General features: G+C 37.7%; 21 protein-coding genes. 1 reads left to right on the top strand and 20 read right to left on the bottom strand.

From position 1 onward, the window contains the following. From BAU17_RS10390 to BAU17_RS10345, 10 genes are all read right to left on the bottom strand, one after another. Window positions 1-962 (bottom strand): DgaE family pyridoxal phosphate-dependent ammonia lyase (locus tag BAU17_RS10390; RefSeq protein WP_161902755.1); only part of this gene is annotated, 962 nt, incomplete at its 3' end. Next, on the bottom strand, window positions 946-2,052 hold the full coding sequence (locus BAU17_RS10385; protein ID WP_161902754.1) for an amidohydrolase/deacetylase family metallohydrolase: 1,107 nt from the start codon (window positions 2,050-2,052) through the stop codon (window positions 946-948). The genes BAU17_RS10385 and BAU17_RS10390, both read right to left, overlap by 17 nt. 75 nt (window positions 2,053-2,127) lie before the next feature. Then, window positions 2,128-2,790: a DUF4310 family protein gene (locus BAU17_RS10380; protein WP_161902753.1), complete on the bottom strand. Its 663-nt coding sequence runs from the start codon at window positions 2,788-2,790 to the stop codon at window positions 2,128-2,130. A 12-nt stretch (window positions 2,791-2,802) separates the two neighbouring features. After that, a complete protein-coding gene (locus BAU17_RS10375; RefSeq protein WP_161902752.1) occupies window positions 2,803-3,582 on the bottom strand; it encodes a DUF4311 domain-containing protein in 780 nt (259 codons plus the stop codon). A gap of 17 nt (window positions 3,583-3,599) precedes the next feature. Beyond that, on the bottom strand, window positions 3,600-3,950 hold the full coding sequence (locus tag BAU17_RS10370) for a DUF4312 family protein (RefSeq protein WP_231474944.1): 351 nt from the start codon (window positions 3,948-3,950) through the stop codon (window positions 3,600-3,602). Between the two features lie 16 nt (window positions 3,951-3,966). After that, on the bottom strand, window positions 3,967-4,326 hold the full coding sequence (locus BAU17_RS10365; RefSeq protein ID WP_161902751.1) for a glycine-rich SFCGS family protein: 360 nt from the start codon (window positions 4,324-4,326) through the stop codon (window positions 3,967-3,969). 28 nt (window positions 4,327-4,354) lie between these two features. Further along, on the bottom strand, window positions 4,355-4,687 hold the full coding sequence (locus tag BAU17_RS10360) for a PRD domain-containing protein (protein ID WP_161902750.1): 333 nt from the start codon (window positions 4,685-4,687) through the stop codon (window positions 4,355-4,357). Further along, window positions 4,677-6,548 carry a BglG family transcription antiterminator gene (locus BAU17_RS10355; protein WP_161902749.1) on the bottom strand — a complete coding sequence of 624 codons (1,872 nt, stop codon included), beginning with the start codon at window positions 6,546-6,548 and terminating at the stop codon, window positions 4,677-4,679. The genes BAU17_RS10360 and BAU17_RS10355 overlap by 11 nt, the downstream gene beginning before the upstream one ends. A 268-nt stretch (window positions 6,549-6,816) precedes the next feature. Then, on the bottom strand, window positions 6,817-8,076 hold the full coding sequence (locus BAU17_RS10350) for a dicarboxylate/amino acid:cation symporter (RefSeq protein ID WP_161902748.1): 1,260 nt from the start codon (window positions 8,074-8,076) through the stop codon (window positions 6,817-6,819). Between the two features lie 107 nt (window positions 8,077-8,183). Then, window positions 8,184-8,747 (bottom strand): class I SAM-dependent methyltransferase, encoded by a 564-nt coding sequence (locus BAU17_RS10345; RefSeq protein WP_161902747.1) that lies wholly within the window; start codon window positions 8,745-8,747, stop codon window positions 8,184-8,186. 137 nt (window positions 8,748-8,884) lie between these two features. Between BAU17_RS10345 and BAU17_RS10340 the strand changes: the two genes are divergently transcribed. Beyond that, on the top strand, window positions 8,885-10,642 hold the full coding sequence (locus BAU17_RS10340; RefSeq protein WP_161902746.1) for an LTA synthase family protein: 1,758 nt from the start codon (window positions 8,885-8,887) through the stop codon (window positions 10,640-10,642). A 45-nt stretch (window positions 10,643-10,687) separates the two neighbouring features. Here BAU17_RS10340 and BAU17_RS10335 read toward each other — a convergent pair whose 3' ends face one another. The 10 genes from BAU17_RS10335 to BAU17_RS10290 all read right to left on the bottom strand — a co-directional run bounded on the left by BAU17_RS10335 (window position 10,688) and on the right by BAU17_RS10290 (window position 21,923). Beyond that, window positions 10,688-11,296 (bottom strand): P-loop nucleotide/nucleoside kinase family protein, encoded by a 609-nt coding sequence (locus BAU17_RS10335; protein ID WP_161902745.1) that lies wholly within the window; start codon window positions 11,294-11,296, stop codon window positions 10,688-10,690. After that, window positions 11,289-12,164, bottom strand: coding sequence for a class II fructose-bisphosphate aldolase (locus tag BAU17_RS10330; protein ID WP_161902744.1), 876 nt, complete (start codon window positions 12,162-12,164; stop codon window positions 11,289-11,291). The genes BAU17_RS10335 and BAU17_RS10330 overlap by 8 nt, the downstream gene beginning before the upstream one ends. A 21-nt stretch (window positions 12,165-12,185) precedes the next feature. Then, complete coding sequence (locus tag BAU17_RS10325) at window positions 12,186-12,584, bottom strand: tetratricopeptide repeat protein (protein ID WP_161902743.1); 399 nt, start codon at window positions 12,582-12,584, stop codon at window positions 12,186-12,188. A gap of 18 nt (window positions 12,585-12,602) precedes the next feature. Further along, window positions 12,603-13,886 (bottom strand): PTS sugar transporter subunit IIC, encoded by a 1,284-nt coding sequence (locus tag BAU17_RS10320; protein WP_161902742.1) that lies wholly within the window; start codon window positions 13,884-13,886, stop codon window positions 12,603-12,605. A gap of 21 nt (window positions 13,887-13,907) precedes the next feature. Next, window positions 13,908-14,216, bottom strand: coding sequence for a PTS sugar transporter subunit IIB (locus BAU17_RS10315; protein WP_161902741.1), 309 nt, complete (start codon window positions 14,214-14,216; stop codon window positions 13,908-13,910). Between the two features lie 21 nt (window positions 14,217-14,237). Further along, entirely contained in the window at window positions 14,238-16,313 is a 2,076-nt protein-coding gene (locus tag BAU17_RS10310) for a BglG family transcription antiterminator (RefSeq protein ID WP_161902740.1), read from the bottom strand. Window positions 16,314-16,588: 275 nt separating this feature from the next. Further along, complete coding sequence (nagE, locus tag BAU17_RS10305) at window positions 16,589-18,553, bottom strand: N-acetylglucosamine-specific PTS transporter subunit IIBC (RefSeq protein ID WP_161902739.1); 1,965 nt, start codon at window positions 18,551-18,553, stop codon at window positions 16,589-16,591. Between the two features lie 2 nt (window positions 18,554-18,555). Continuing rightward, window positions 18,556-19,398, bottom strand: a complete 843-nt coding sequence (locus BAU17_RS10300; protein ID WP_161902758.1) for a PRD domain-containing protein — start codon at window positions 19,396-19,398, stop codon at window positions 18,556-18,558. 231 nt (window positions 19,399-19,629) lie between these two features. Beyond that, window positions 19,630-20,580: a DHH family phosphoesterase gene (locus BAU17_RS10295; RefSeq protein WP_161902738.1), complete on the bottom strand. Its 951-nt coding sequence runs from the start codon at window positions 20,578-20,580 to the stop codon at window positions 19,630-19,632. Between the two features lie 11 nt (window positions 20,581-20,591). Then, window positions 20,592-21,923 carry a DRTGG domain-containing protein gene (locus BAU17_RS10290; protein ID WP_161902737.1) on the bottom strand — a complete coding sequence of 444 codons (1,332 nt, stop codon included), beginning with the start codon at window positions 21,921-21,923 and terminating at the stop codon, window positions 20,592-20,594. Between the last annotated feature and the right edge of the window lie 294 nt (window positions 21,924-22,217).

The following is a 22,217-nucleotide window of genomic DNA, read 5'->3' as shown; positions in this document are numbered from 1 at the left end:
AATGCCGCAATGACTTCTTTGGCGGTTTTCTTTCCAGAGACGGTAACACTGGCGCGATAAATTTCACGCCCCGCGCCATCTTGGACGATGGTTGCCGTCAGTCCATCAATCGCATTGACTTGATCGATGAACGGTGCTAAACGAGCCTTCATCGCCTCACCATCTTCTGAGCCCTGTGCCAAATAATCTGCCACGGCTTGGGTAAAGCCTAAGATATTGTCTTTGCCTATTTTCATGGCCCGACCAATGCCTTTACTTTGTAGGCGCACCCATTCAACATAGTTCTTCTTGCCAATGACCAAACCGGCACTGGGTCCTTCAATGGCTTTGGCTCCGGAATAAATCACGAGGTCGGCACCGTCGGTGATATATTTGAACAAATCTTCTTCGGCAGCCGCATCGACAATCAAGGGTACCCCCACTTTTTGGGCAACTTGTGCCGCTTCTGCGACCGTTAACATACTTTTTTGGACTGTGTGGTGACTTTTAATATACAAAATTGCGGCAGTTTGGGCCGTCACCATCATTTCGAGGTGTTCTGCGGTACACATATTGGCATAGCCGGCTTCGACCACTTGCCCGCCGCCTTGCGCCACCATCACTTCGACAGGGGTCCCGTAATCGACATTGTGTCCTTTTGGTAAAAGAATCTCACGTTTGGTGATCGTTGGATCATACGGATGATAGACATGATGCAGACTGCCTTGTCCAATGACCGCTGCCACCGATTGGGCAATCCCCGCGGAAGCCGAAGAGACGATTTGCGCGTCTTCGACGTGCAATAAGTTGGCCAAGTACGCCCCTGTTTTCACGGCTAAATCGGCCATTTCAAAAAAGTGTTCGCCACCAAAGCGTTGTGCTTCTAAAACCCGTTCGGACACTTTGGAGACACCCAAAATTGTCATCCGCCCCGAAGCATTAATGACTTCTTTTAAACCAAAGGTTTCATAATTCATTGTCATAGACCATTCCTCCAATCACTGTTTTTAATGGACGAATTTGTTCGGTCGTTGTCCGAGTGAAGCCATTGGAATCGACCAATTCTTTCTCGCCAGTGACCAATTCAAAAATCGTCAAATCCGCATCAAAGCCGACCGCTAGTTGGCCTTTATTAGCTAAATGGAAATTTTTGGCAGGGACAGCGGTCACTTTCTCTAAAATGTCAGGCCAAGTATAGCCAACCACACGGAGTTTTTCCATCGTGGTTGCCAAGTCATAGACCGGACCATTGGTGCGATTGCGAATATAGATGTCGGTACTAATTGAAGTCGCATCCATCCCAGCTTGATGGGCTACTTCGGCGACATGGAAATTAAAGCTATCCGTGCCGTGTCCAATATCAAAGATGACGCCGCGACGATACGCGTCCCAAGCAATGTCTTTGATGTGATCATCGGCACCTAGAATCCCATTCGGTTTGCCGTTAAAGCAATGCGTCAAGACATCGCCCGCTTCCATCACAGCCAAAATTTCAGCAAGTTCTGGCGGTGCCGAGCCAATATGGACCATCAATGGTAAGTGCTGGTTTTCGGCTTGGATTTGTTTGGCTAATTCCAAAGGAGTAATGCCATTGTCGCCAATCACCGTTTTACTCATGCGGGCTTTGATGCCGACGATAAAATCTGGTAAATCTGCGAGCGCTTGTTTGACTAAATCGGCTTTGACTTTTGATAAATCGGCCAATTCGTCTTGTTCGACAATCCCCCATTTGGAAATATTGACCAGTGCATAGACATTGGTTTTGGCTTGTTGGGCTAGTTCATAAAAGTCATGAATATTCTCCGCGCCAGTGGTCCCGGCATCAATCACAGTCGTGACGCCTTTTTCGACCCCGATTTGATCCGGATAGTCGTAGTACAAATTCATTTTTTCAAAGCAATGCACATGGTCATCAATCCAACCAGCGGAGATATAATGCCCTTCTAAATCAATAACTGTTTCGGTCGTCGTTTCAATAACTTCTGCTACTTGTGTTATTTTACCATTTTTTATGGCTACTTCACATGGCTCGCCACTGATTAAGCGACCATTCTTTAAAACAAGTTCGTTCATTTTCTTCCCTCCTATAAAAGAAAAAATCCTTCGCTTCGCAATCGTGCGTGTAAGGATTTTGTTCTAGCGCCATGATTAGACTGCTACTGGGAAAATCGCACCTAAAATCATCGCTCCAATAATCGCGCCACCAGCAATTGGTTTGTCCCACTTATAAAAGAAAAGCGCACCAATTGTAGCACCAATCCCAATCGGAATCGACGCTGTTCCAGCACTAATAATTAGTAATGGACCTAAAAAGCGTCCAGAAGCATTTCCTGCGCCCATCATGATGTCCGCACCAAATGTTGAATTGGATTGATTAATCGTAAATTTACGGATTAAAACAATAATGCCCCCGACAATCACACCTAGTAAGCCACCTGTAAGTAATGCTAGAGGGAAACTTTCCAACGGTGCAGTAATTCCAACACTTAACAGAATAGCTGGGATACCAATACCTAACCCTGTTAAAATCGAGCCACCTAAATCTAAGATACCGACTAATGACCCTTCTAAAATACGAGCAAACAGGAAGCTTGCACCAAATGCCGCGGCAGCACCGTAAGAACCGCCGTCTAATCCAGCTTTTAACATTGCTACAATTGAAACTTCATTAAACGCCCCAACACCGTACTCCATATACATATATGTCCCTGTAAATACGGCAGAAGCCATAATTCCGACTAAAATCGGAAATGCCCAATCTGCATACCAAAAACTTTTTGCTTTTTGTTCTTCAGTTAATTCTTTTGCCATTTACGCTCCTCCTTACTTCACAGTAAATACATCGTGTAGATTATTTAACCAATTTGGAATATCTAAACGGAAACTTTCAATCATTTCTAAGTCAAAGCCACGGAAGAAACCACTGAAAATAAACAACAGAATAGCTGCGACTAAAATGACTTTCGTAATACGTGTCCAACCTTGATCGTCGACACCTTTACCGATTAAAATACCTAATACCACACCCGGTACAGCATTTCCCATGATTAATTGTGCCAAGCCGCCAAATAATGTCCCCCAGAAACCAGTACGTCGACCGGCATCAATCGCTGCTAACCAGAATAAGACTGGCATCACAACTTCAATTAAAATAGTTGCCGCTGGTACTAAGACAGCCACGGCTGTTACTTGTAACGCTTCTGGAATAGCTGCTGCAGTTGTATTTAAAAACGCAACTAATACCATCCCAATCAACGCACCGGCAATCCCCATTTTTTTCGGATGATGCATTGTTTCGGCAATGTTTTTATTTTTTGATAGAAGCGCGGCTGCCGCCCAGTTAGGAACAACACGATGCGTCACATCTTGTGTGAATGCCCCCGCCCCGACTGCTGAAGCCCAAGCATTAAAGAAGAACCCTAACCCAAAAGAAAAATGTGATGCCGGGTCTCCTTCACAAGCGTTCATTTCTCCCAATGTACGAAAAGCTCCTAAACCTTGTGTATTCGGCGCATGAAACATTCGAGCTGCACCTACACCTGTTGCAAAGCCTAACAAGCCGCCAATAATTAACGATTTAATAAGAATAACAAAAAATTCCACAAGTTTTCCTCCTTCATTTATTTCATTTTTTGGGAGAAGAAGGGGATGTTGAAGTTACGCGCTTGTTCTCCCTGTTCTTTGAAGTCAATCATTTTCATATCAATACTTAATAATTCCACTTCAATTTGTAATTTCACAGAATAGGTCACTTTTTCTCTGGGAAGAAAGAAAAATAGAAACCGTTCTGTGTAACTTTTTTTAGTTGCAGAAAGTACAGTGACTGCTTTTGGTTCAATCCGCAAAGTAACATCTGAAGACTCTTTTAACATCTGTGATTGTACACGACCTAGTGCTGATGAAAAAGCAGCAACCTCACTATTTCCTTCCCCTGTGACAATGACTTTCTGCGTTGATTTTACTTCTACCACTATACTTTCTCCTCTCTTATTGATCTCCGTATTTGTTAATATATGCTTCAGTGATTCGCTTACCTAGTTCTTCTTGATCCATAAAACCAAATCCTAAAACAGTTTTTCCATCATTAATTGCTGTCACACCTTCGTCAATCGAACGCATACCGTGACGTTCTGGATATCCGTATTTCGTTGATGCCGTTAATGCTCCGGCACCACCACTACCACAAAATGAAATGCCGATTTGTGCATCTTCTTGTTGCATCACATCACCTAAACGCATGTCAGCGCCCATTCCTGGAACAACAACAGCACGTCCTCCTGCTGCTTCAACACCTTTTGCGACATTTTGTCCTTTACCTAAACGATCTGCGATTACTACTGTTACCATAATTTTTTCCTCCTAAAGTAAATATATTTTAATTTTGTTTGGCACTCTCAAAATGAATTGATAATACATATTTCTCATCGATTGGTAGTTCCCCGATTTTTCGAGTAACTGCTTCAGCAATCGATAATGCTTCTGCTGAGACTTCAGCAAACATTTCCGGATCTACTTGCGGAATACGTTCTTGCGACTTTTCTCTGCGAATCATTTCATTCAAATGATTGATAAGAATTGTCCATTGTAACTCTGTTGCTTCAATGTTATACTCCTTCATCAGCTGATTGGTATATGCAATCATTTCCTCTAATTGATTCTTATGTGCGCTTGCATCAATCATTTGCTGGGCTTCTTGACTAACCTTCATCATATCCTCCTGTATATATATCGACATATTGCAACAATGCGGTTAATTCTGCATGGTTGACTGATAAGTCATTTTCTGAAAAAACTTGTTCTACTTCTAACAGTAATTGATTATTTTCAAATAGCATTTCTTGATTCACATTTCCTTCTAAATGATATTGCGACTGAAAGACTATTCGATGAACCATTAAGAATACATGTAATAAAAATGCATCTTGGTATTCTTTCTTCAACCGTTGATCAAAGATAGTTACTAATTTTTCATAAATAATATAACCTTTAACAATGGTCTCTCGACTCAACTCTTCGGAATTCTCCAAACGTTGTTCTCTACGGTACGGTTTACTATAATTTAGCCGACGATTGTCTTTAGCTAGAAGATGTTGCACAACTGTTTTAATTGTTTCAATGTCTTCTTTGGATGGAATTGCATTGACTTTAATCAACGGGCATTGCACACCTTCAATCGGGAAAATACTAATCACTAAATCGGGCTTCTTCTCTTGAATCATTTCAACAGCATTTAGTACCGAAGCAAATCCAATAATATTTACTGAATGGACTTCTTCTTGAACTCGTTGCTGAATAAGATTGGTTACTCCTAAACCAGTGGAACAAACGTAGACAACTTGAATCATCTCTTTCTTTTGTTTCTCAAATGAAACTAAAAAGTGTAAGGCAATATAGGCAATAAACGAGTCATTCATTACATGTGCAAAAGTCGCAATTTCTTGTTGGCATGCTTTGGTAATCGCTGTGAATAATTCTTCATGTAAGTTTTGAATATCCTCAACAAAAGGATTGTATTCGTTAATGAATACATGTTTTTTGCCTAAACGTAAAGATAAATGTGCAAAGAGGTTGGTCAATAATTGATGGTCCTCATAAAAAGGAACGTTCAATTCATCTGATACATCTTGAATGAGCTTCACAGTCAATTGTAAGGTATCTTGCTGATCGCTTTCTTCTATTAAATTACTCGAAATGAACTCGTACTCATCTTCAAATAATGGCAATTCATACTGAGAAAAAACAGCTTGCATGAGCAAAAACGGAATATCACGATTTTTGATTAATGTTTCTTGTCGTTGAATCAGTTTGAATGATGCAATCGAATGATTTAACCGCAAACGACAAACAGCAATTGCTGTTCGTATGGAAATAGATAATAATTCGGCATAGTTAAATTGATTTAATAGGTCCGGATCGAGAACCTGTGACATCATACGTACAACGTGTTGATAGATGTCATGAAAATCTGTTCCTTTACCTAGAGATAACGATTGTGACTCCTCAGCTAATGGATTGAGAAATGAATTCATAATTTTATAAATATCATATTCTGTCAATTTTAACTGCAAGAGATATTCCATCAATAAACGACAATCTTTTTCACGACCATTTAGAAAGATGCCTTGACCACTTTGTCTTTCAAGCGTAACCGTAAACTTATTCAAAAACGAATCAACTTTTTCTAAATCGCTTACAATCGTATTCTGTGTTACTTCTAATTGAGAAGCAAACCAAGCCGTGGTTTTCATTTTTTCAGCAAGCAATAAATTCATCACAATGAATTCCACACGTGCTTGTTGGTCTGCGTAAATATCAAACCGATCTGTTTCTAATAATTCGTTTTTCAATGTCAATTTCTGCACATCACTCAATTCAAACCAGAAACCTTTGTTGCGTTGTGAATGCAATTCGATGTTGCGTAATTTTAACCAATAACGAATATTATCTAAATCGTACTTGACCGTTCGAACACTGACTCGAAACATATCTGCTAACTCTTTAGCTGTAATACTTTTTTCTTGCTCGATTAATTTTAACAACATTTGAATTTCTCTTTTTGACAATTGCATGACTCTTAATCTCCCTTACATGTTCACTATACAATTCGTAAGCACTTCCAACAATACAAAATAATTGCACTTATATTAGTGCAACTACACGTTAGATGATTGATCTTTTTAAACAAAACAAGTGCATTCCACCCAATTTTTTTAACAACAATCGTTTTCTTACATTACTTATTTTACTTTTTTCACTAATTTTTTTGCACTAATTTGATGCACTATGTAAAAAAAATACGATGAATGTTCAAAAATTAAACATTCATCGTACTTTATTTTATTCTGCATGAACTATTTTTTGATTATTATACACTTCTTTATCCAATGCATCGACACTTTCAGCAACCAACATTGAAATGAACACATCATTATTCACATTCAAGAAGGTACGGAACATACCAGCAAACCAATCCACGCCAATTAATAATGCAATTGAATCTAATGGTAAACCTAGTGACGTTCCCAGAAATGTTGCCACTACAGCTGCACTACCTGGAACTGTAATCGTTCCTAATGTTAACATGATGGATAAACCAATTCCTATCAATAAATTCAAGAACGATAACTCGACACCAGAACTTTGTTGCATAAAGATAATCATGACGACATAACACATCGCAGCACCGGCACTACCCATAGTCATCCCAACACTCATGGTAAAATTCGCGACATCTCGACGAACACCGAATTTTTCAATACAGTCCTTTAAGGCTGTTGGAAATGTAATCGCTGAACTTGTGGTTGTCAATGCCACAATAGACATGTCGACGAATTTCTTCGGCAAGAGCATCGGATTAATCTTACAGCGAATAGCTACGACACTTGCCATGACAATCATCATTACAAGAACACCAATTAATAGAATCCCCAAATATTTAATCATCGGGAAAATAATTTGAATCCCTGTACTTCCGGCTACATCTGCTAATAAACAAAAGACCCCAATTGGCGCAACTTTCATTACTAATTGAATCACATTCAAGACAATCGTATGAATTTCTTTGATACCATCGAGTACAATCGTTTGTCCCGTTTTTTTCACAAACATATTTAAACCTGCCCCAAAAAGTACCGAGAAAACAATAATCGGAATCATATTGGCGGTTGCCATTGCTTCAAAGATATTTGTAGAAACAAAGTTGGTCAATGTTTCTTGAAAGCCCATTGATTCAGGGGCTTCGACAGCAAGTGTTTCACTTGCCATCATTCCTTTTCCAGGTTGAATCACGACAGCTAAGAAGTAACCTAATGCAGCCGCAATCACTGTAAAAGTGATAATCCACTTAAAGGTATTGACCCCCATTTTAATACCAAAAGTGGTATCTTCTTTTTGCCTCGCCATTTCACCGATTGCTGAAATGACGGAAGTCATTACTAATACAACGATTGACATTTGAATTAAGCGAATAAAAATGTCTCCGATAAATTTTAAATTTCCTGCCCATTCACCGACAACTGTACCGAAGAGCATTCCCCCAACTAATGCAATAACCATTTGTGTGGTTGTAGATTTCGCAACCCACTTAAAAACGTTCATCTCCCTCAACTCCTTTTTAGATTATAGATAATCATATTACATATTGAAGCTGATTACAAAAGTTTTAGTACATTATAATGTAAGATTTTGTGACAAATGAATCTTTTCTAAGCTTCTTTTGAAGTATCTAATAAAAATGGTTTATGCGCATCAAGAATAATCGAAACCATCCCCATTTTTTCACGACTATTACGCGTATCAAAACGCAATGACCGCCCAATTTTTCCATCAGCTGGATTCCAGTATTTATAGTGGAATACTTCTTGTTCATCGCAATATTCAAGCAAATCTATCATAAAACCAGCTTCTTCAAAAACATTTATCAGACGCTGATAATCATACAACACTTTGTGGGTAAAAGCTGGATGATCTTCTGGTCCTGGTCCACCCACTTGCACTAATTGCAAAAAGTCCGGATCATGAAAATTGCCATCTGGTACCGCAATTCGCAAATAACCGCCTTCTTCAAGATAGTCATAACAATTTTTTGCAGCTACGATTCCTTCGTCAATTGTCAAATGTTCCCAGACATGTTCAGCCAACATCGCCTGTGCTTTTTGCTGACCAAAAAATTGTTGAAAACTCTCACGCTTCACTAAATTCAATTCTGTTTCATTAGTGGCAATCCAACCAGGTAACGTTGTTTCACCTGCACCAATCATAACCTTCATTTGAGTCACTCCTTCCTTGGTCTATTTCCAGTGTATCATAAAACTTCTTCTGAATTTCTTCTCATTATTGCAATTATTTCTATCCAAAATTGCTATAATAAGTTCACTTAATTAACTATCGAATAGGATGTGTAACAATGATTTTTCTTTTTATATTAACTGCTCTCGTAGTAGCTATAATTGGCTTACGTATTACCCCTGTTAAAAATTGGCAAACACTAATTTTCTCTTTATTTTTTGATACAATTTATACCTTCATTGGTTCATTAACAGTTGCACGATTTATCTTCCAACAACGCCAATTATTTTCGACACCTTTTACCTTTTCCTTATACGGAGGGAAAGTTGTTTTACTAACATTTGTGGTGGGTGGCTTATTATTGTGGATTAAACAACTCGTCATGCAACATTTTCCACAAAATAACCCAAAGAACAAACGTGGACTTCGCAGCCTACTTACTATCTTCTTTATTCTAGGAAGTATTTTGGGGATTGGCTCTTTCTGGTTTATTCATTTCTTTGGTAAATTGACACCTGAACAGTTTATTTTTAATTTCAATTCACCTGTAACAGGTACCGCAGATGGTGTCACGCAAGCAATTATTGATACACCGGTTCTTGGTGCACTCGCTCTAATATTGATTTTCTTAATTATCCTTTGGTATCCAACATATAGTCGTGTGTCTTGGCGTGTAATTAGTGCTATCACACTAGGAATCTTTCTAGGAGGTACAGCTTATAGCGTACATGAATTGCAACTGATTCAGGTATATCATGCATATTTTGATAATTCGACTTATGTTGAAACAAACTATGTAGATCCTAAAAAAACGGCGCTTGCGTTTCCTGAGAAAAAACGTAACTTTATTCATCTTTACTTAGAATCTTATGAAAATTCCTATTTTGATAAAGTTTCTGGTGGTTACATGACGGATGATTTAATGCCCGATTTGAAGAAATTATCTGCGGAAGGCATTCATTTTTCACAAAATGAATCGTTTGGTGGGCCTTACCAAACATACGGTTCTAGTTGGTCAGTAGCATCTATGATTAACATGAATGCCGGCCTCCCTTTAAAAATTCCGATGAACGGCAATTCCTATGGAAAATCTGGACAATTCCTTCCTGGTGCGACAACCTTAGGAGATATTCTACATGATGAAGGGTATGAGCAAACAGTAATGTTTGGCGCAGACGCTGATTTCGGTGGCTTAACTTCCTTCTTCTCCACACACGGTGATTTTAAAATTTTTGATTTGAAATATGCCCGAAAAACTGGGCTAATCCCTAAGGACTATAAAGTTTGGTGGGGATATGAAGATAAGAAACTTTATGAATACGCAAAAGATGAGCTGACAAGATTAGCTGCTACTAACAAACCCTTCCATTTTGCGATGGAAAATGCCGACACGCACTTCCCTGATGGTTATTTAGAACCAGGTGCACCCACACCTTATGATTCACAGTACGCAAATGTTATCTTACATTCGCAAAAAGAAATCGTGCAGTTGGTTCGCTGGATTCAAGAACAACCTTTTTACGAAAATACGACGATTTTATTAACTGGTGACCATTTAAGCATGGATAAAAAATTCTTTAAAGACTTTGATAAAAACTATCATCGTACGACATTTAACCTCGTATTAAACCCAGACTTTAAGAACAAACATATTCAAGCAACAAATCGGACTTTTGCACCTTTTGATTATTTTCCAACGATTCTGTCTAGTCTAGGTGTGACTATTCCAGAACATCGCTTAGGCTTAGGAACGGATTTATCGTCAAATGTTCCGACACTATTAGAACGTGACGGCGTTGAGCACTTTGATGAACAACTGTCTCAAAATAGTCAGTTTTATAATCAGGCTTTCGTTTCAGAAAAAAATGCGAAATAACGAAAACCGCTGTCCGAACAAACTGTTCAGATAGCGGTTTTTCATCTAATTCTTTAGTTTACCAAGTGTTTCGAGTAGTTTCGTGTAATCGACAACTGAAAAATCGGTGACATCATACTCATACAATGTTCCTAAGCAAAACTGATGATACTGACGATCCTCGATAATTTGACGAAATCCCTCTTTGGTAATCCGATTATCAGCAAGCTGGCGATTTTCTAATGTATCACCAAAATGATAATGACTCATAATATGACTTAAATGACGATCTGGTTGAATATCACGTTGCTTCCTTCGTTCCCAAAGTTTCTCAAAATCAGCAACTAAACGAATTGTGATGACTTGATAGTCATGTTCTTCTGCTAAATGACTTAACTGTGCTTTTTGTTTATCTGAAAAAGGATATTCAGATAAAATAAACTGTCTACCAATTTGCATGTATAAATCAAGTACCTGATAATAGACTGACCAGACTTGTTCTTCTAATTTTTTCTTCTCATCTAGATTGTCAAATCCAACAGAATCAGCGATATTTTCTTTTAATTCATCGGGTGTAATAATAAAGATATTGGGTAATACTTGTTTAATTTTATTCGTCAAATATGTTTTCCCAGTTGCTGGGCTGCCTGCCAATAAAATGAGGTATTTATTCATGCCTCTTGCCTACCACGAGTGGTTCTTCCAGATTCATAAACAAACCGATTTTGTGTTTCACAATTTCTTTGACTTTTTGATTGGCAGGAATCACATTGTAACGTAGTGACTTATTGACTTCAGTTTCAGTAAAAGCCGTTTTTGCTTCTTTGGTCCAATTGACTAACAATTCAGTTCCCACATTAAATTTACGAATGCCATTATTGATTAGCTCTGGGTAATCTTCTTCTTTGACACCTGTCCCACCATGAATCACCAATGGAATATCCACTACACGATGAATTTCTTTTAATAACGGAATATTGACGTCGGTTTTTGATTTAAATTGACCATGATTAGTACCAATCGCAATGGCTAAGGCATCTACTCCTGTTTGTTTAACAAATTCAACAGCATCTTCTGGACGTGTATAAACTTTATCGTTTTCAGCAACTGAAATACCTTCTTCAGTGCCACCAATCGTTCCTAATTCGCCTTCTACCGATACACCATGGGCATGAGCATAAGACACGACGGCTTTGGTTTTGGCAATATTTTCTTTAAATGGTAAATGCGAACCATCATACATAACACTAGAAAAACCAGCATCAATCGCAGCCTTAATTTCATCAAAATCGCGGGCATGATCTAAATGCAAGGCCGCATCAACCATTTCTTTTTCCGCAATCTCTTTAATCACTGCGACAACTACATCATAACCAATATATTTTGCCGTATCGATACTTGTTTGGATAATGATTGGACTGCCCATTTCTTTGGCCGCTCGCAACATTTCAGGCAACATTTCTAAGTTATGTGTGTTAAATGCACCAATTGTCATGTTTAATTCGGTTGCTATTTGAGTAACTTCTTTTAATGTTTTATACATAAAGCTCTTCATCCTTTTCGTTTAGTTTTCTCTTGAAATCATTAATTTTTTTGCAATTTGACGCATATCATCCATTTTGTTCATATACTTTTCAATCCCTGCATCATCACCATTACGAGCGGCTTCTGCGCGTTTTTGATTATACAAACTCATTAATTTTTTATAGCCATCGCCCATCGTTAATTTTAACTCTAGACTTTTTTCTAATTCAGTAATGGCTTGCTCATCATTCAGTTCAGCGTAAATTAATCCTAATTCTTCATGTAGCTTTGCTTGTACTTCCATAGCTAAATCTGCTTCTGCTAATTGTGCTTGTTTTTCTGTTATTTGTTGTTGCAACACTAATTTTTGTTCTTCGGTCAATGGTTCCTCTTCAGAAACCACAGCCTTGCTTTCTTTTTTCTTGAAAAAGCCAAACATTTTCTTCTCGCTCCTTTTTTAGAACATTTTTAGAATCGGACTTAAAATCCATGCGTATAATAAGGCAGCTACTACGGTATCGACATCGGTTGCTGTCGCATTAATAAAGCCCATGCTGTTAAAAATTGTCACTAACAAAGCTGGTAATAACGTGATAAAGAAGCCGTGGAAAATACCGCCAATAATTGCACCTCTTCGTCCACCAACTGCATTACCAAAAATCCCTGCTGTCCCTCCAGCAAAAAAGTTGGTTAACATGCCTGGTAAAATCATCGCTAAACCAAATACTGGTAACGTAAACATCGCAATTACGGTTCCGATGGTCGTTGTAATAAAGCCTAAAATAACGGCATTCGGTGAGTATGGGAAAAACACGGGGCAATCCAGTGCTGGAATAGCATCCGGTACTAATTTCATCGCAATTCCTCGGAAAGCTGGGACGATTTCTCCTAATAACAAGCGTACGCCCGATAACAAGACATACACACCTACGACAAATTGAATGGCTTGTAAGAATGCAAACATCAAATAATGCTGTGAGCCAGGATCACCAACATCTGGTCCTGCAAATGCTGCCGTAATAATATATAATGGCACCATAACTACCATCACAGACAAATACGTATCTTGTAAAAATTCAAAGGAAGCTGGAAGACGAATATCTTCAATTGATTTTTTCTTTTCCCCTTTTTCGCCAAAAATCTTCGCAACTCCTGCTTCAAACATGTAGCCAATCGTACAAAAATGGCCCAAGGCAATATCATTTGAACCAGTAATTTTCCGAATAATCGGTTGTGCAATTGCAGGCATTGCCACTGCAAAAGCCCCACCAACAAAGCCTCCGACTATGATTAAGACCATACCACGTAAGCCTGCAAAGTAACCCAAAACAGTCGTCATTGTTGCCATCCACAAAATTGCTTGCCCTGTTAAAAAGATATATTTCCATTTCGTGAAACGAGCAATCAAGATATTAAAAATAAAAATAGCTAAAAATGTTAAAGCAATATCTCGACCTAAGCCCAATTCATTCATCGCTTGACCATTAATCGCTTCAATCGAGGGAATAATTCCCTGTATCTGAAAACCAGCTGTAAAAATTTCCCCAAAATAAGTTAAACTGCCAACAATAATACTTGAGCCCGCACTTAACACTTGAAATCCTAGAAGCGTTTTCAATGTTCCTGAAATAACTTGACCCATTGATTTCTTTTGTAACATCAAACCTAGCATAGCAATTAAAGCAATTGTAATTGATGCTTGCGTTAAAATATTATCAATAATAAAATTTACAACACCCATTGATGATCATTCCTTTCGATTTTATAATGCGCCTTTGGCTGCTAAGACTGGGACTAATTTTTCTTCAATCTCGGCTTTTGAAACAATATTTTTTAAATAAACAATTGCTGTTTTATCCGAATCAATCGCAAATTTTTCAAATTGTGATTGAAAGTTTTGTGCTGTAATAATAATATCTGGACTCATCGACGCTGCTGTTGAAATATCTACATGATCGAGCTTCGCCTGTACGTTATGTTGATTCAACACATCCTCGGCTGCCATTTGAGCAGCAAAACTACTTCCTAACCCTGCACCACATACAAATAAAATTTCTACTTTTCTTCCCATTTTCTTTTCTCCTATCTATTTTTAATTAAAAAGAGTTAATTTGAACTCTTCGATTGTTTCCGCTTGTAACAATTGATTCAGTTTCTGTTCATCATTAATTAAATCAATTAACCCTCGCATAATATTCAAATGTGAAAATGAATCCACTGCCGATAAACAAAAAATGATTTTCACTGGATCGTTTTCTTCATGCCCAAATTTCACAGGCGTTTTGACAGTTGCGACGCTCAACCCTAATTGGTTCACGCCATCTTCCGGTCGTGCATGGGCTAACGCCAAATGTTCACCAATCACAATATACGGACCAAATTCTTCCACCGCCTCAATCATTGCTTGAATATATTTGTCAGTAATTGCCTCTTCCTTCAATAAAGGCTGCGAGACAATCGTAATTAATTCCTGCCAATCATCGGCTTCTACATTCAATAAAATATTCTCGTCTTGTAAGAAATCTTTAATCATCGGTTGCAACTCCTTTGTGTTAATTGATAACTGATTTTCTCTAAAAATACGTGCTAATTCTTGATACAGGTCTTCTGTAACTTTTGTTTCGTTTTCGATTAGCTTCAAAATAGCCGAAAACATCGAAGTCGAGTCTTCCCGATTGCTAGAGAATCGACGATACTGATTGTACTGCTTTAAAAAGTCAGCAATTGCTGCTTTGCTATCTTCTTTAATGATCGGTTCAACAATCAGCAATGGCTTCTTTTCTACTTCAATCGGCACAGTTGAGAAGACCAAATCAACGTCTAATTTCTCAATTAATGCGACTTCTCGTGAGCTTAAAACTGCTAATACCTCAATATTAAATAGCTCCTTCAAATTTTCGGATAATAATTTCCCGGTTGCCACTCCATGATTACAAATAACAACTGCACGATAAAAATAGGACAATTCCTGATTTAGTTCACTGAAAGCTGAAGAAAAATGAATTGTTAAAAAAGCGATTTCATCTTCTGACAGCTCTTTTCCCAAAAGTTTTGTAAATTCTGGCGTAAAACTTTGCACTGCTTGGTAGAGTATTCCGTAGTTTGATTTAATATTTTCTTTTAATGGATTAGCAAATTGCACATCATAACGCACACGACTTAGTAAACTACCAATATGTTGATACAAACCTTCTTGCAAATCTTTTTCTTTTTTTGAAAAAGGAATATGCGTACTCGCTTCAACATGTTGAATCAGCTGAATAGAAAGCATTTGTGCTTGTCCCCATTCGACTGATGTATTCATATTTTTGGGATTAAAGGTATCAAGCATGAAAGTTAAGTAGCTACGTTCATTCGCTTCCTCTTGAATGGAAAAAGTCTCAAAAATAGCTTGTACAAATGCTTTTAATTCCGGTGTTGTGTAGGAGTGTTTCTTCACCCACGCTGACATTTGCAGACTGCCTTTATTCTGCAGCCTTGTAAACCAGATTGACGTGAATAGCACTAAATTTTTACGGTACAAGCTATCTTCACTTGCCGAAATACATTGATCGTAAATTCGGTCAATTTTAGTAAATACTTCTAATGAAATATAACTAAAAATAATTTGTTTTTTGACCGACCGATTCTTTAATTCATCGGTTAGAGTGAAGTTATCCACCATTTTATTCACAAAAGAATAAATCATGGTTCGAATGACTTTTTCTTTACCGCTTAAGATTAAGCCTTCTTTTGGTACACTGACAATTTCTACTTGATACTCTTTCATCATTTGTCGCAAACGTCGCATATCTTCATCCAACGAACTTTTTGAAATTTGAAATTCGTTCTCTTTTTGATATAAAAAGACACGCTCTTTTCCAATTGAAATTGATAGAATTAAATCTAATAGTCGTTCTTCACGAGTCAAAATTTGCTCTTGATTCTCACTCCCGATTAATTGAATTAATAACTTTTTTTGACTTTCAGTTATCGATAGTTGAAGACCTTTGCCACGAATGGTCTGTAGAGTCGGTAAAGCATTTTCAAGTAAATAATCATTCAATACGTTGATTTCATTTCTGATTGTTCGTTCACTTAGCATAAATTCTTCGGTTAATCGAGTGAGACTAATAGGAAAATCAGAAACAATGAATGTCCTCAACAATTTGATTGTTCGATCGCGCATCTTTCTATCTCCTTTTCTGACTTAAGTATAGATGGAGCTATTGGGAATTGTTAGTAGATATTTTTGCATTATTCATCCGCAAAAATGTAAGCGGTATCTAAAAATAATATATTTCCTTTATTTAATACCACTTCCCGTAGCTAAACATCTGTGTTTCATCCTAACAAATTTTTGATTCCCTACAAACCACTTTCCATTTGCTTGTTGATATATTTTAGACAAAAAAAATCCAACTACTTCCTTATAGAAAGTAGTTGGATTCAAACATATATTAATTATTTTGCTTCGACTGTACCAATAACCGTATTCGCTGTGTTTTCACCAGCTTCAATCGTTAATGAAGAAATGTTGTCTGGGTTCGTAAAGACAACAATCATATCTGTTTTACGATCAGCTGCTAAAATAGCCTCTAAATCAACTTTTGCAATTAATTGGCCACGAGCGACTTTTTGACCTTCAGAAACATATAATTCAAATGGTTCGCCTTTCAAGCTTACCGTATCAATTCCCATGTGTAATAATACTTCAACACCAGATGCTGTTTGGATACCCATCGCATGTTTTGTCGGGAAGATATTCATGATTGTTCCTGCAACTGGTGCAAAAATTTCACCGGTTGTCGGTAACACTGCAAATCCGTCACCCATCATCTTTTGTGAGAAGACTTCATCTGAGACTTGTTCAATCGGCACAACTTGACCATTTGCCACAGCATACACATCATTGACAGAAGATACTTCAACAACTTCTTCGACAGCAACAGCTTTATCAGTAGCTGCTGCGACTGGTGCACCACTATGAATACGAGACAATTCGTCTGCTACAAATTGTACTTCTGTTCCAACGATGACTTGGATATTTGTTTTATCGATGACACTAATTCCAGGGACGCCTGTTGCTTTAATTTTTGCTTGGTCAACCGCGCCTGTATCTTTTACTTGTAAACGTAAACGAGTTGTACAATTATCAACAGATGTTAAGTTATCTGCACCACCTAAACCAACAAAAATACGTTCAGCCATTGCTGCATATTTGTTATCGCCAGATGTTGCAACATCTTCTGTTTCTTCGCCAGTACCCTCTTCACGACCAGGAGTCATTAAGTTGAATTTTTTGATTACAAACAAGAAAGTAAAGTAGTAAACAACAGCCATAATTAAGCCTAATACGATTAACATTAATGGTTGGTTTGCAATTGGTACACGTAAGCTCAACAAGTAATCGACTAAACCAGCACTAAAGTTAAATCCAGCTGTCCAATGGAATGATGCTGCGATAAACATTGAAATACCAGTTAACACTGCATGAACAACATATAATGGCCATGCAACAAACATAAATGAAAATTCTAATGGTTCAGTTACGCCTGTAAAGAATGCTGCAAAACCAGCTGCTAACATAAGTGAAGCAGTGACTTTTTTCTTTTCAGGACGAGCACATTGATACATTGCCAATGCACCAGCTGGTAAACCAAACATCATCACTGGGAAGAAACCTGCTTGATACATACCAGTTACACCTTTAACACCTTCACTTGCCCAGAATTTACCGATATCATCAATTCCAGCTAAGTTGAACCAAAATACATTATTTAATGCATGGTGTAAACCAGTTGGAATTAATAGACGGTTGAAGAATCCGTATAGACCAGCTCCTACAGGTCCCAAGCTAGAAATAAATTCACCAAATGTTACTAAACCAGTATAAACAGGTGGCCAAACAAAAATTAATAATGCTGACAAAACAGCCATCACTGCTGCAGTTACGATTGGTACGGCGCGTTTTCCGCTAAAGAAAGATAATGCCATTGGTAATTTTACACCACTAAAACGGTTATACATCGCTGCTGCAACTAAACCTGCTAAAATACCAACAAATACGTTTTTATTATTTATTGCATCAAAAGCAACATTTACTTGCTCAATATCAACTTTTCTAAACATCGCCACTGCACCAGAATTAACTAATGTCATTGGTGTTAAGAAAGCAATTAAACCTGCTAAAGCAGATGATCCATCTTTATCTTTGGACATCCCTAAAGCCAAACCAACTGCAAATAAAATTCCTAAATTATCTAAAATAGTTCCACCAGCTTTAATTAAAAAAGCGGCTAATAAATTATTACCACCCCAACCACTTGGGTCAATCCAGTAACCAATTCCCATAAATAATGCTGCTACTGGAAGTGTTGCCACTGGTAACATCAACGAACGTCCCATACGTTGCATATATGCTTTCATTTCTATTCCTCCATTTTAGCTAATCTTAGTCGCTCAATGTGAATCGCTAAGTAGCCTAATTCTTCACTTGTTGTTGAAATTTGATAATTTTTAATAAGTAGTACCCGAATTTTCTTTGCTATTTCATAACTTTCGGGGTATTTTCTTTTGACCATCTCAATAATCTCGTCATCCAATACCGCATATTGTTGATTGTGGAAACGTTGTAAAAGTAGTCGTAAATGATTCGCTAAGCGTGAATAATTTAGTACCATCTGATCGGAATGAATATCGACAGCTAGCTCTTTTTCAATCAAACGAATAATATCTGAAATAATTGTCACTTCACGAATACTTTGATGATTGCTACTATGTCCACTGCGTGCGCTATGCACATGAATGGCAATGTAACCTGCTTCATCATAGGTATAAGGAATCCCTAGTTCTTTGTTTAAATAATCGACTGCCCATTGTGCAACGCTAAATTCATCGCTGTACAACACTTCAATTTCTCGAAGCAATTTGTTACGAATAACAATTCCATTGCGAATATTTGATGCAGCAAAAGCAATATGGTCAGTTAAAGCAATTAGTACATGCTCGTTTAACTTTTCCATTAAAACCGTCTCCGCATGATCAATAATACGCTCGGCAGCAAATAAAAATTGCTCATCTATTTGATTCAATAGATTTTGTAATTTCACTTGTCCTTCAGCTTCCATCACAAAAATGCGTTCAACTTCTCTGGAAAATAACCGGTCATTGCGTTTTTTCTCAAAACCGATTCCTTTGCCAATCGCTACTTTCTCTTCCCCATCATCGTCAACCAGTACAGCATTTTGATTCAAGATTTTTTTGATTTTCATTTTTAACAATTCCTCTTCTGCAGAATAGCGGTTTTCAGTAACTAAAGAAATTTGCGGCCAACAAATTAAAAAAGCATGGAAAAAGCCCCTAAAAGTGTACACGACACCCTCGGAAGTTTTTTCCATGCCTAGTCTCTCCTAGTCACATGAAAACAAATATGTTAACAAGGCTAATTGTATAGACCTATCTACTTTTTGTCAAGTCCAAATTACAAATATTTTGAAACCGGATTATATAGTTCTAAACTCCTGACACAAGCGTTGAATTTCTTGATAAATTTCATTTACTTCGTCTAAGTCTTTGGCATTGGCACCACTTGCTAGTGGATGTCCACCACCGTGATGTTGCTTCGCTAACTCATTAATCACTGGCCCTTTTGAGCGTAAGCGGACACGATAATAGCCTTCTGGTTGCTGAACGAAAATTGCCCATGCTAACACTTCTTCTACTACCCCTGGTAAAGAGACAATACTTGCGGTTTCCGCATCACTTACCTCAAATTTATCCATAATTTCTTTTGATAAGATAACATAACCCGCGCCGTTCGCATCAACAGTTACATTTTGATAAACATAACCGGACAAATGCGCAACTTTTTGTGATACTTGTTGGATTTGACGGTTTAATTCAGCGGCATCAAAATCATATCGCAATAATTTAGCGGCAATCTCTAACGTATGCGCACTTGTTGAAGGATACAAAAAGCGACCTGTATCGCCAACAATCCCACCGTACAATAGACGTGCAGCTTCTTCATTCATAATTAATTCATCAAATAACTCCCAAAAGTCAGCAATCATTTCACTACAACTACTTGCATTGGTATTAACCCATTGCAAGTCACCATAAGGCTCGTCATTTGGGTGATGATCAATTTTAATTAAACGTGCGCCTAAATCAAAACGTGAATCACTAATACGTGGGGCATTCGCAGTATCAGTAACAATGACTAACGCCCCTCGATAAGTATCTTCCGAAATATCTTGCATCTCTGCTAGATACTCTAGCCCTTCCACCGGTCCACCAACTTGGTAAATGTTTTTTTCTGGAAAACTATTTCTTAATAATTCTGCCAAACCGACTTGTGACCCTAATGCATCGGGATCAGGTCGTTGATGACGATGGATAATAATCGTGTCATATTTTTTTATTTCTGCTAAAATCTCTGCTTGTACAGTCATCTATTTTCCTCCTAAGGACGTTCCATTACTTGGCAAACAACGATTGCTTTGCCGACCAATGAATTTTCAATAAAAATTTCGATGTCTAACTTGGCTGAACGTCGACCTAATTCTAAAATTTTCGGTTGCAATACAATCTCACTTTCTAACTGAATTAAACGAAAATAATGCAGATTTACTTGTTCAATCCACGTATTGCGACGTTGGTTGGCAATCATGGTACGTTTCGTTGCATTCGCAATCACTTCATTTAAGACGCCGAAAGAGATTGTCCCTAATTCATCAACCATTTGTGGAGATACCGTAAAACGAAAATGTGGTTGTTCTAGTTTGCTTCCATCAAAATCCTGCTCAATGAGCTGAACTTGTCCGGTAATTTGGTCTGAAATAGTATCAGAAACTTGTGGTTGACGTTGGACCAATTGCATTGCCTTCATCACATCTTGACGAGTCACGATTCCAAGCAACGACAAATCATCTGCTACAACGGGCATTACTTCTAAGCCATCCCAAATCATTTGGTGGCTCACGGATGCCACACTCATTTCTTTTTTGACCATACGTGGATCTTTGGTCATCACACGTTCAATTAATTGTGAACTTGATTTCTCTAAAATATCTTTGGCAGTCACAATTCCAACCACTCGCATGTTCCGATTGACCACCGGATAACGTGAATGTTGCGTTTCTTCCGACAAGCGTTTGTAATCTTTCACCGTATCATAGATGGATAAATACTTGGTCTTTTCTAATGGCATATAGATGTCGCCAACTAATAAAATCTCTTTTTTGATTAATTGATCGCTCAATGCACGATTAATCATTGTTGCTACGGTAAAGGTATCATACGTTGTTCGTAAAATCGGTAGAGCTGTCTCGTCTGCTAATTGTTGAATTTCAGGGGTTGTTTCAAAACCACCGGTAATCAATACGGCTGCCCCTTGTTGCAACGCCAATTTTTGGACGTTTTCACGGTTTCCGACAATCATTAAAGAACCTGGTGTAATGTAGCGTTCCATGGCATTTTCTTTCATCGCTCCAATGACAAAGCGATTCAAATCTTTCTCTAAACCTGATTCTCCACCCAAAACGTCGCCTTCGATAATTTGTACAACTTCACCAAACGTCAATTTTTCAATATGTTTTTTTAATTTGCGTTCAATACGGATTGTCCCTACACGCTGAATGGTTGAAACCAAGCCAATATTTTCAGCATCTTTGATTGCTCGATAAGCAGTTCCTTCGCTTACTTCTAAATCTTTGGCAATACCACGAACAGAAATACGCTCCCCCACAGGTAAGCCTTCGATATGTGCCAAAATCAAATCATGTTTTGTCGCCATTTTTTTACACCTCGATTGTTTTCCTAAATGAAATTTATATTGCTATTTCATTGTTTAATTATTACTCTTTGACTTTGTTTAAATTAGTACAGAACAACAAGAAGAAAGGCTTGATATCTTCTCTTTCATTGACACAGTATAACACAACTATTGTAACAGATAATAACAGATAATTAAATTATTACGTTGTTAAGTAAAAATATTTATTTATAAATTTATCGTGCAACAAGTTATTTTAAGTAATAGAACCTACAAATAACTCTAAAAATTCTGAACAATTTTCTCCATGTTTCT

It is taken from the genome of Candidatus Enterococcus willemsii (genome assembly GCF_009933335.1).
In the GTDB taxonomy this organism is placed as follows: domain Bacteria; phylum Bacillota; class Bacilli; order Lactobacillales; family Enterococcaceae; genus Enterococcus_F; species Enterococcus_F willemsii.
This window is presented reverse-complemented; position numbering and strand designations above follow the sequence as displayed.

Bases quoted from the DNA above. Each gene is read 5' to 3' on its own strand.
- BAU17_RS10350 (WP_161902748.1), bottom strand. From the start codon at position 8,076: ATGAACGTTTTTAAGTGGGTTGCGAAATCTACAACCACACAAATGGTT.
- BAU17_RS10365 (WP_161902751.1), bottom strand. From the start codon at position 4,326: ATGGTAACAGTAGTAATCGCAGATCGTTTAGGTAAAGGACAAAATGTC.
- BAU17_RS10300 (WP_161902758.1), bottom strand. From the start codon at position 19,398: ATGAAAATCAAAAAAATCTTGAATCAAAATGCTGTACTGGTTGACGAT.
- BAU17_RS10380 (WP_161902753.1), bottom strand. From the start codon at position 2,790: ATGGCAAAAGAATTAACTGAAGAACAAAAAGCAAAAAGTTTTTGGTAT.
- BAU17_RS10295 (WP_161902738.1), bottom strand. From the start codon at position 20,580: ATGACTGTACAAGCAGAGATTTTAGCAGAAATAAAAAAATATGACACG.
- BAU17_RS10355 (WP_161902749.1), bottom strand. From the start codon at position 6,548: ATGCAATTGTCAAAAAGAGAAATTCAAATGTTGTTAAAATTAATCGAG.
- BAU17_RS10320 (WP_161902742.1), bottom strand. From the start codon at position 13,886: ATGGGTGTTGTAAATTTTATTATTGATAATATTTTAACGCAAGCATCA.
- BAU17_RS10330 (WP_161902744.1), bottom strand. From the start codon at position 12,164: ATGTATAAAACATTAAAAGAAGTTACTCAAATAGCAACCGAATTAAAC.
- BAU17_RS10325 (WP_161902743.1), bottom strand. From the start codon at position 12,584: ATGTTTGGCTTTTTCAAGAAAAAAGAAAGCAAGGCTGTGGTTTCTGAA.
- BAU17_RS10345 (WP_161902747.1), bottom strand. From the start codon at position 8,747: ATGAAGGTTATGATTGGTGCAGGTGAAACAACGTTACCTGGTTGGATT.
- BAU17_RS10360 (WP_161902750.1), bottom strand. From the start codon at position 4,687: ATGAAGGTTAGTCAAGAAGCCCAGCAAATGATTGATGCAAGCGCACAT.
- BAU17_RS10335 (WP_161902745.1), bottom strand. From the start codon at position 11,296: ATGAATAAATACCTCATTTTATTGGCAGGCAGCCCAGCAACTGGGAAA.
- nagE (WP_161902739.1), bottom strand. From the start codon at position 18,553: ATGAAAGCATATATGCAACGTATGGGACGTTCGTTGATGTTACCAGTG.
- BAU17_RS10340 (WP_161902746.1), top strand. From the start codon at position 8,885: ATGATTTTTCTTTTTATATTAACTGCTCTCGTAGTAGCTATAATTGGC.
- BAU17_RS10290 (WP_161902737.1), bottom strand. From the start codon at position 21,923: ATGGCGACAAAACATGATTTGATTTTGGCACATATCGAAGGCTTACCT.
- BAU17_RS10385 (WP_161902754.1), bottom strand. From the start codon at position 2,052: ATGAACGAACTTGTTTTAAAGAATGGTCGCTTAATCAGTGGCGAGCCA.
- BAU17_RS10310 (WP_161902740.1), bottom strand. From the start codon at position 16,313: ATGCGCGATCGAACAATCAAATTGTTGAGGACATTCATTGTTTCTGAT.
- BAU17_RS10315 (WP_161902741.1), bottom strand. From the start codon at position 14,216: ATGGGAAGAAAAGTAGAAATTTTATTTGTATGTGGTGCAGGGTTAGGA.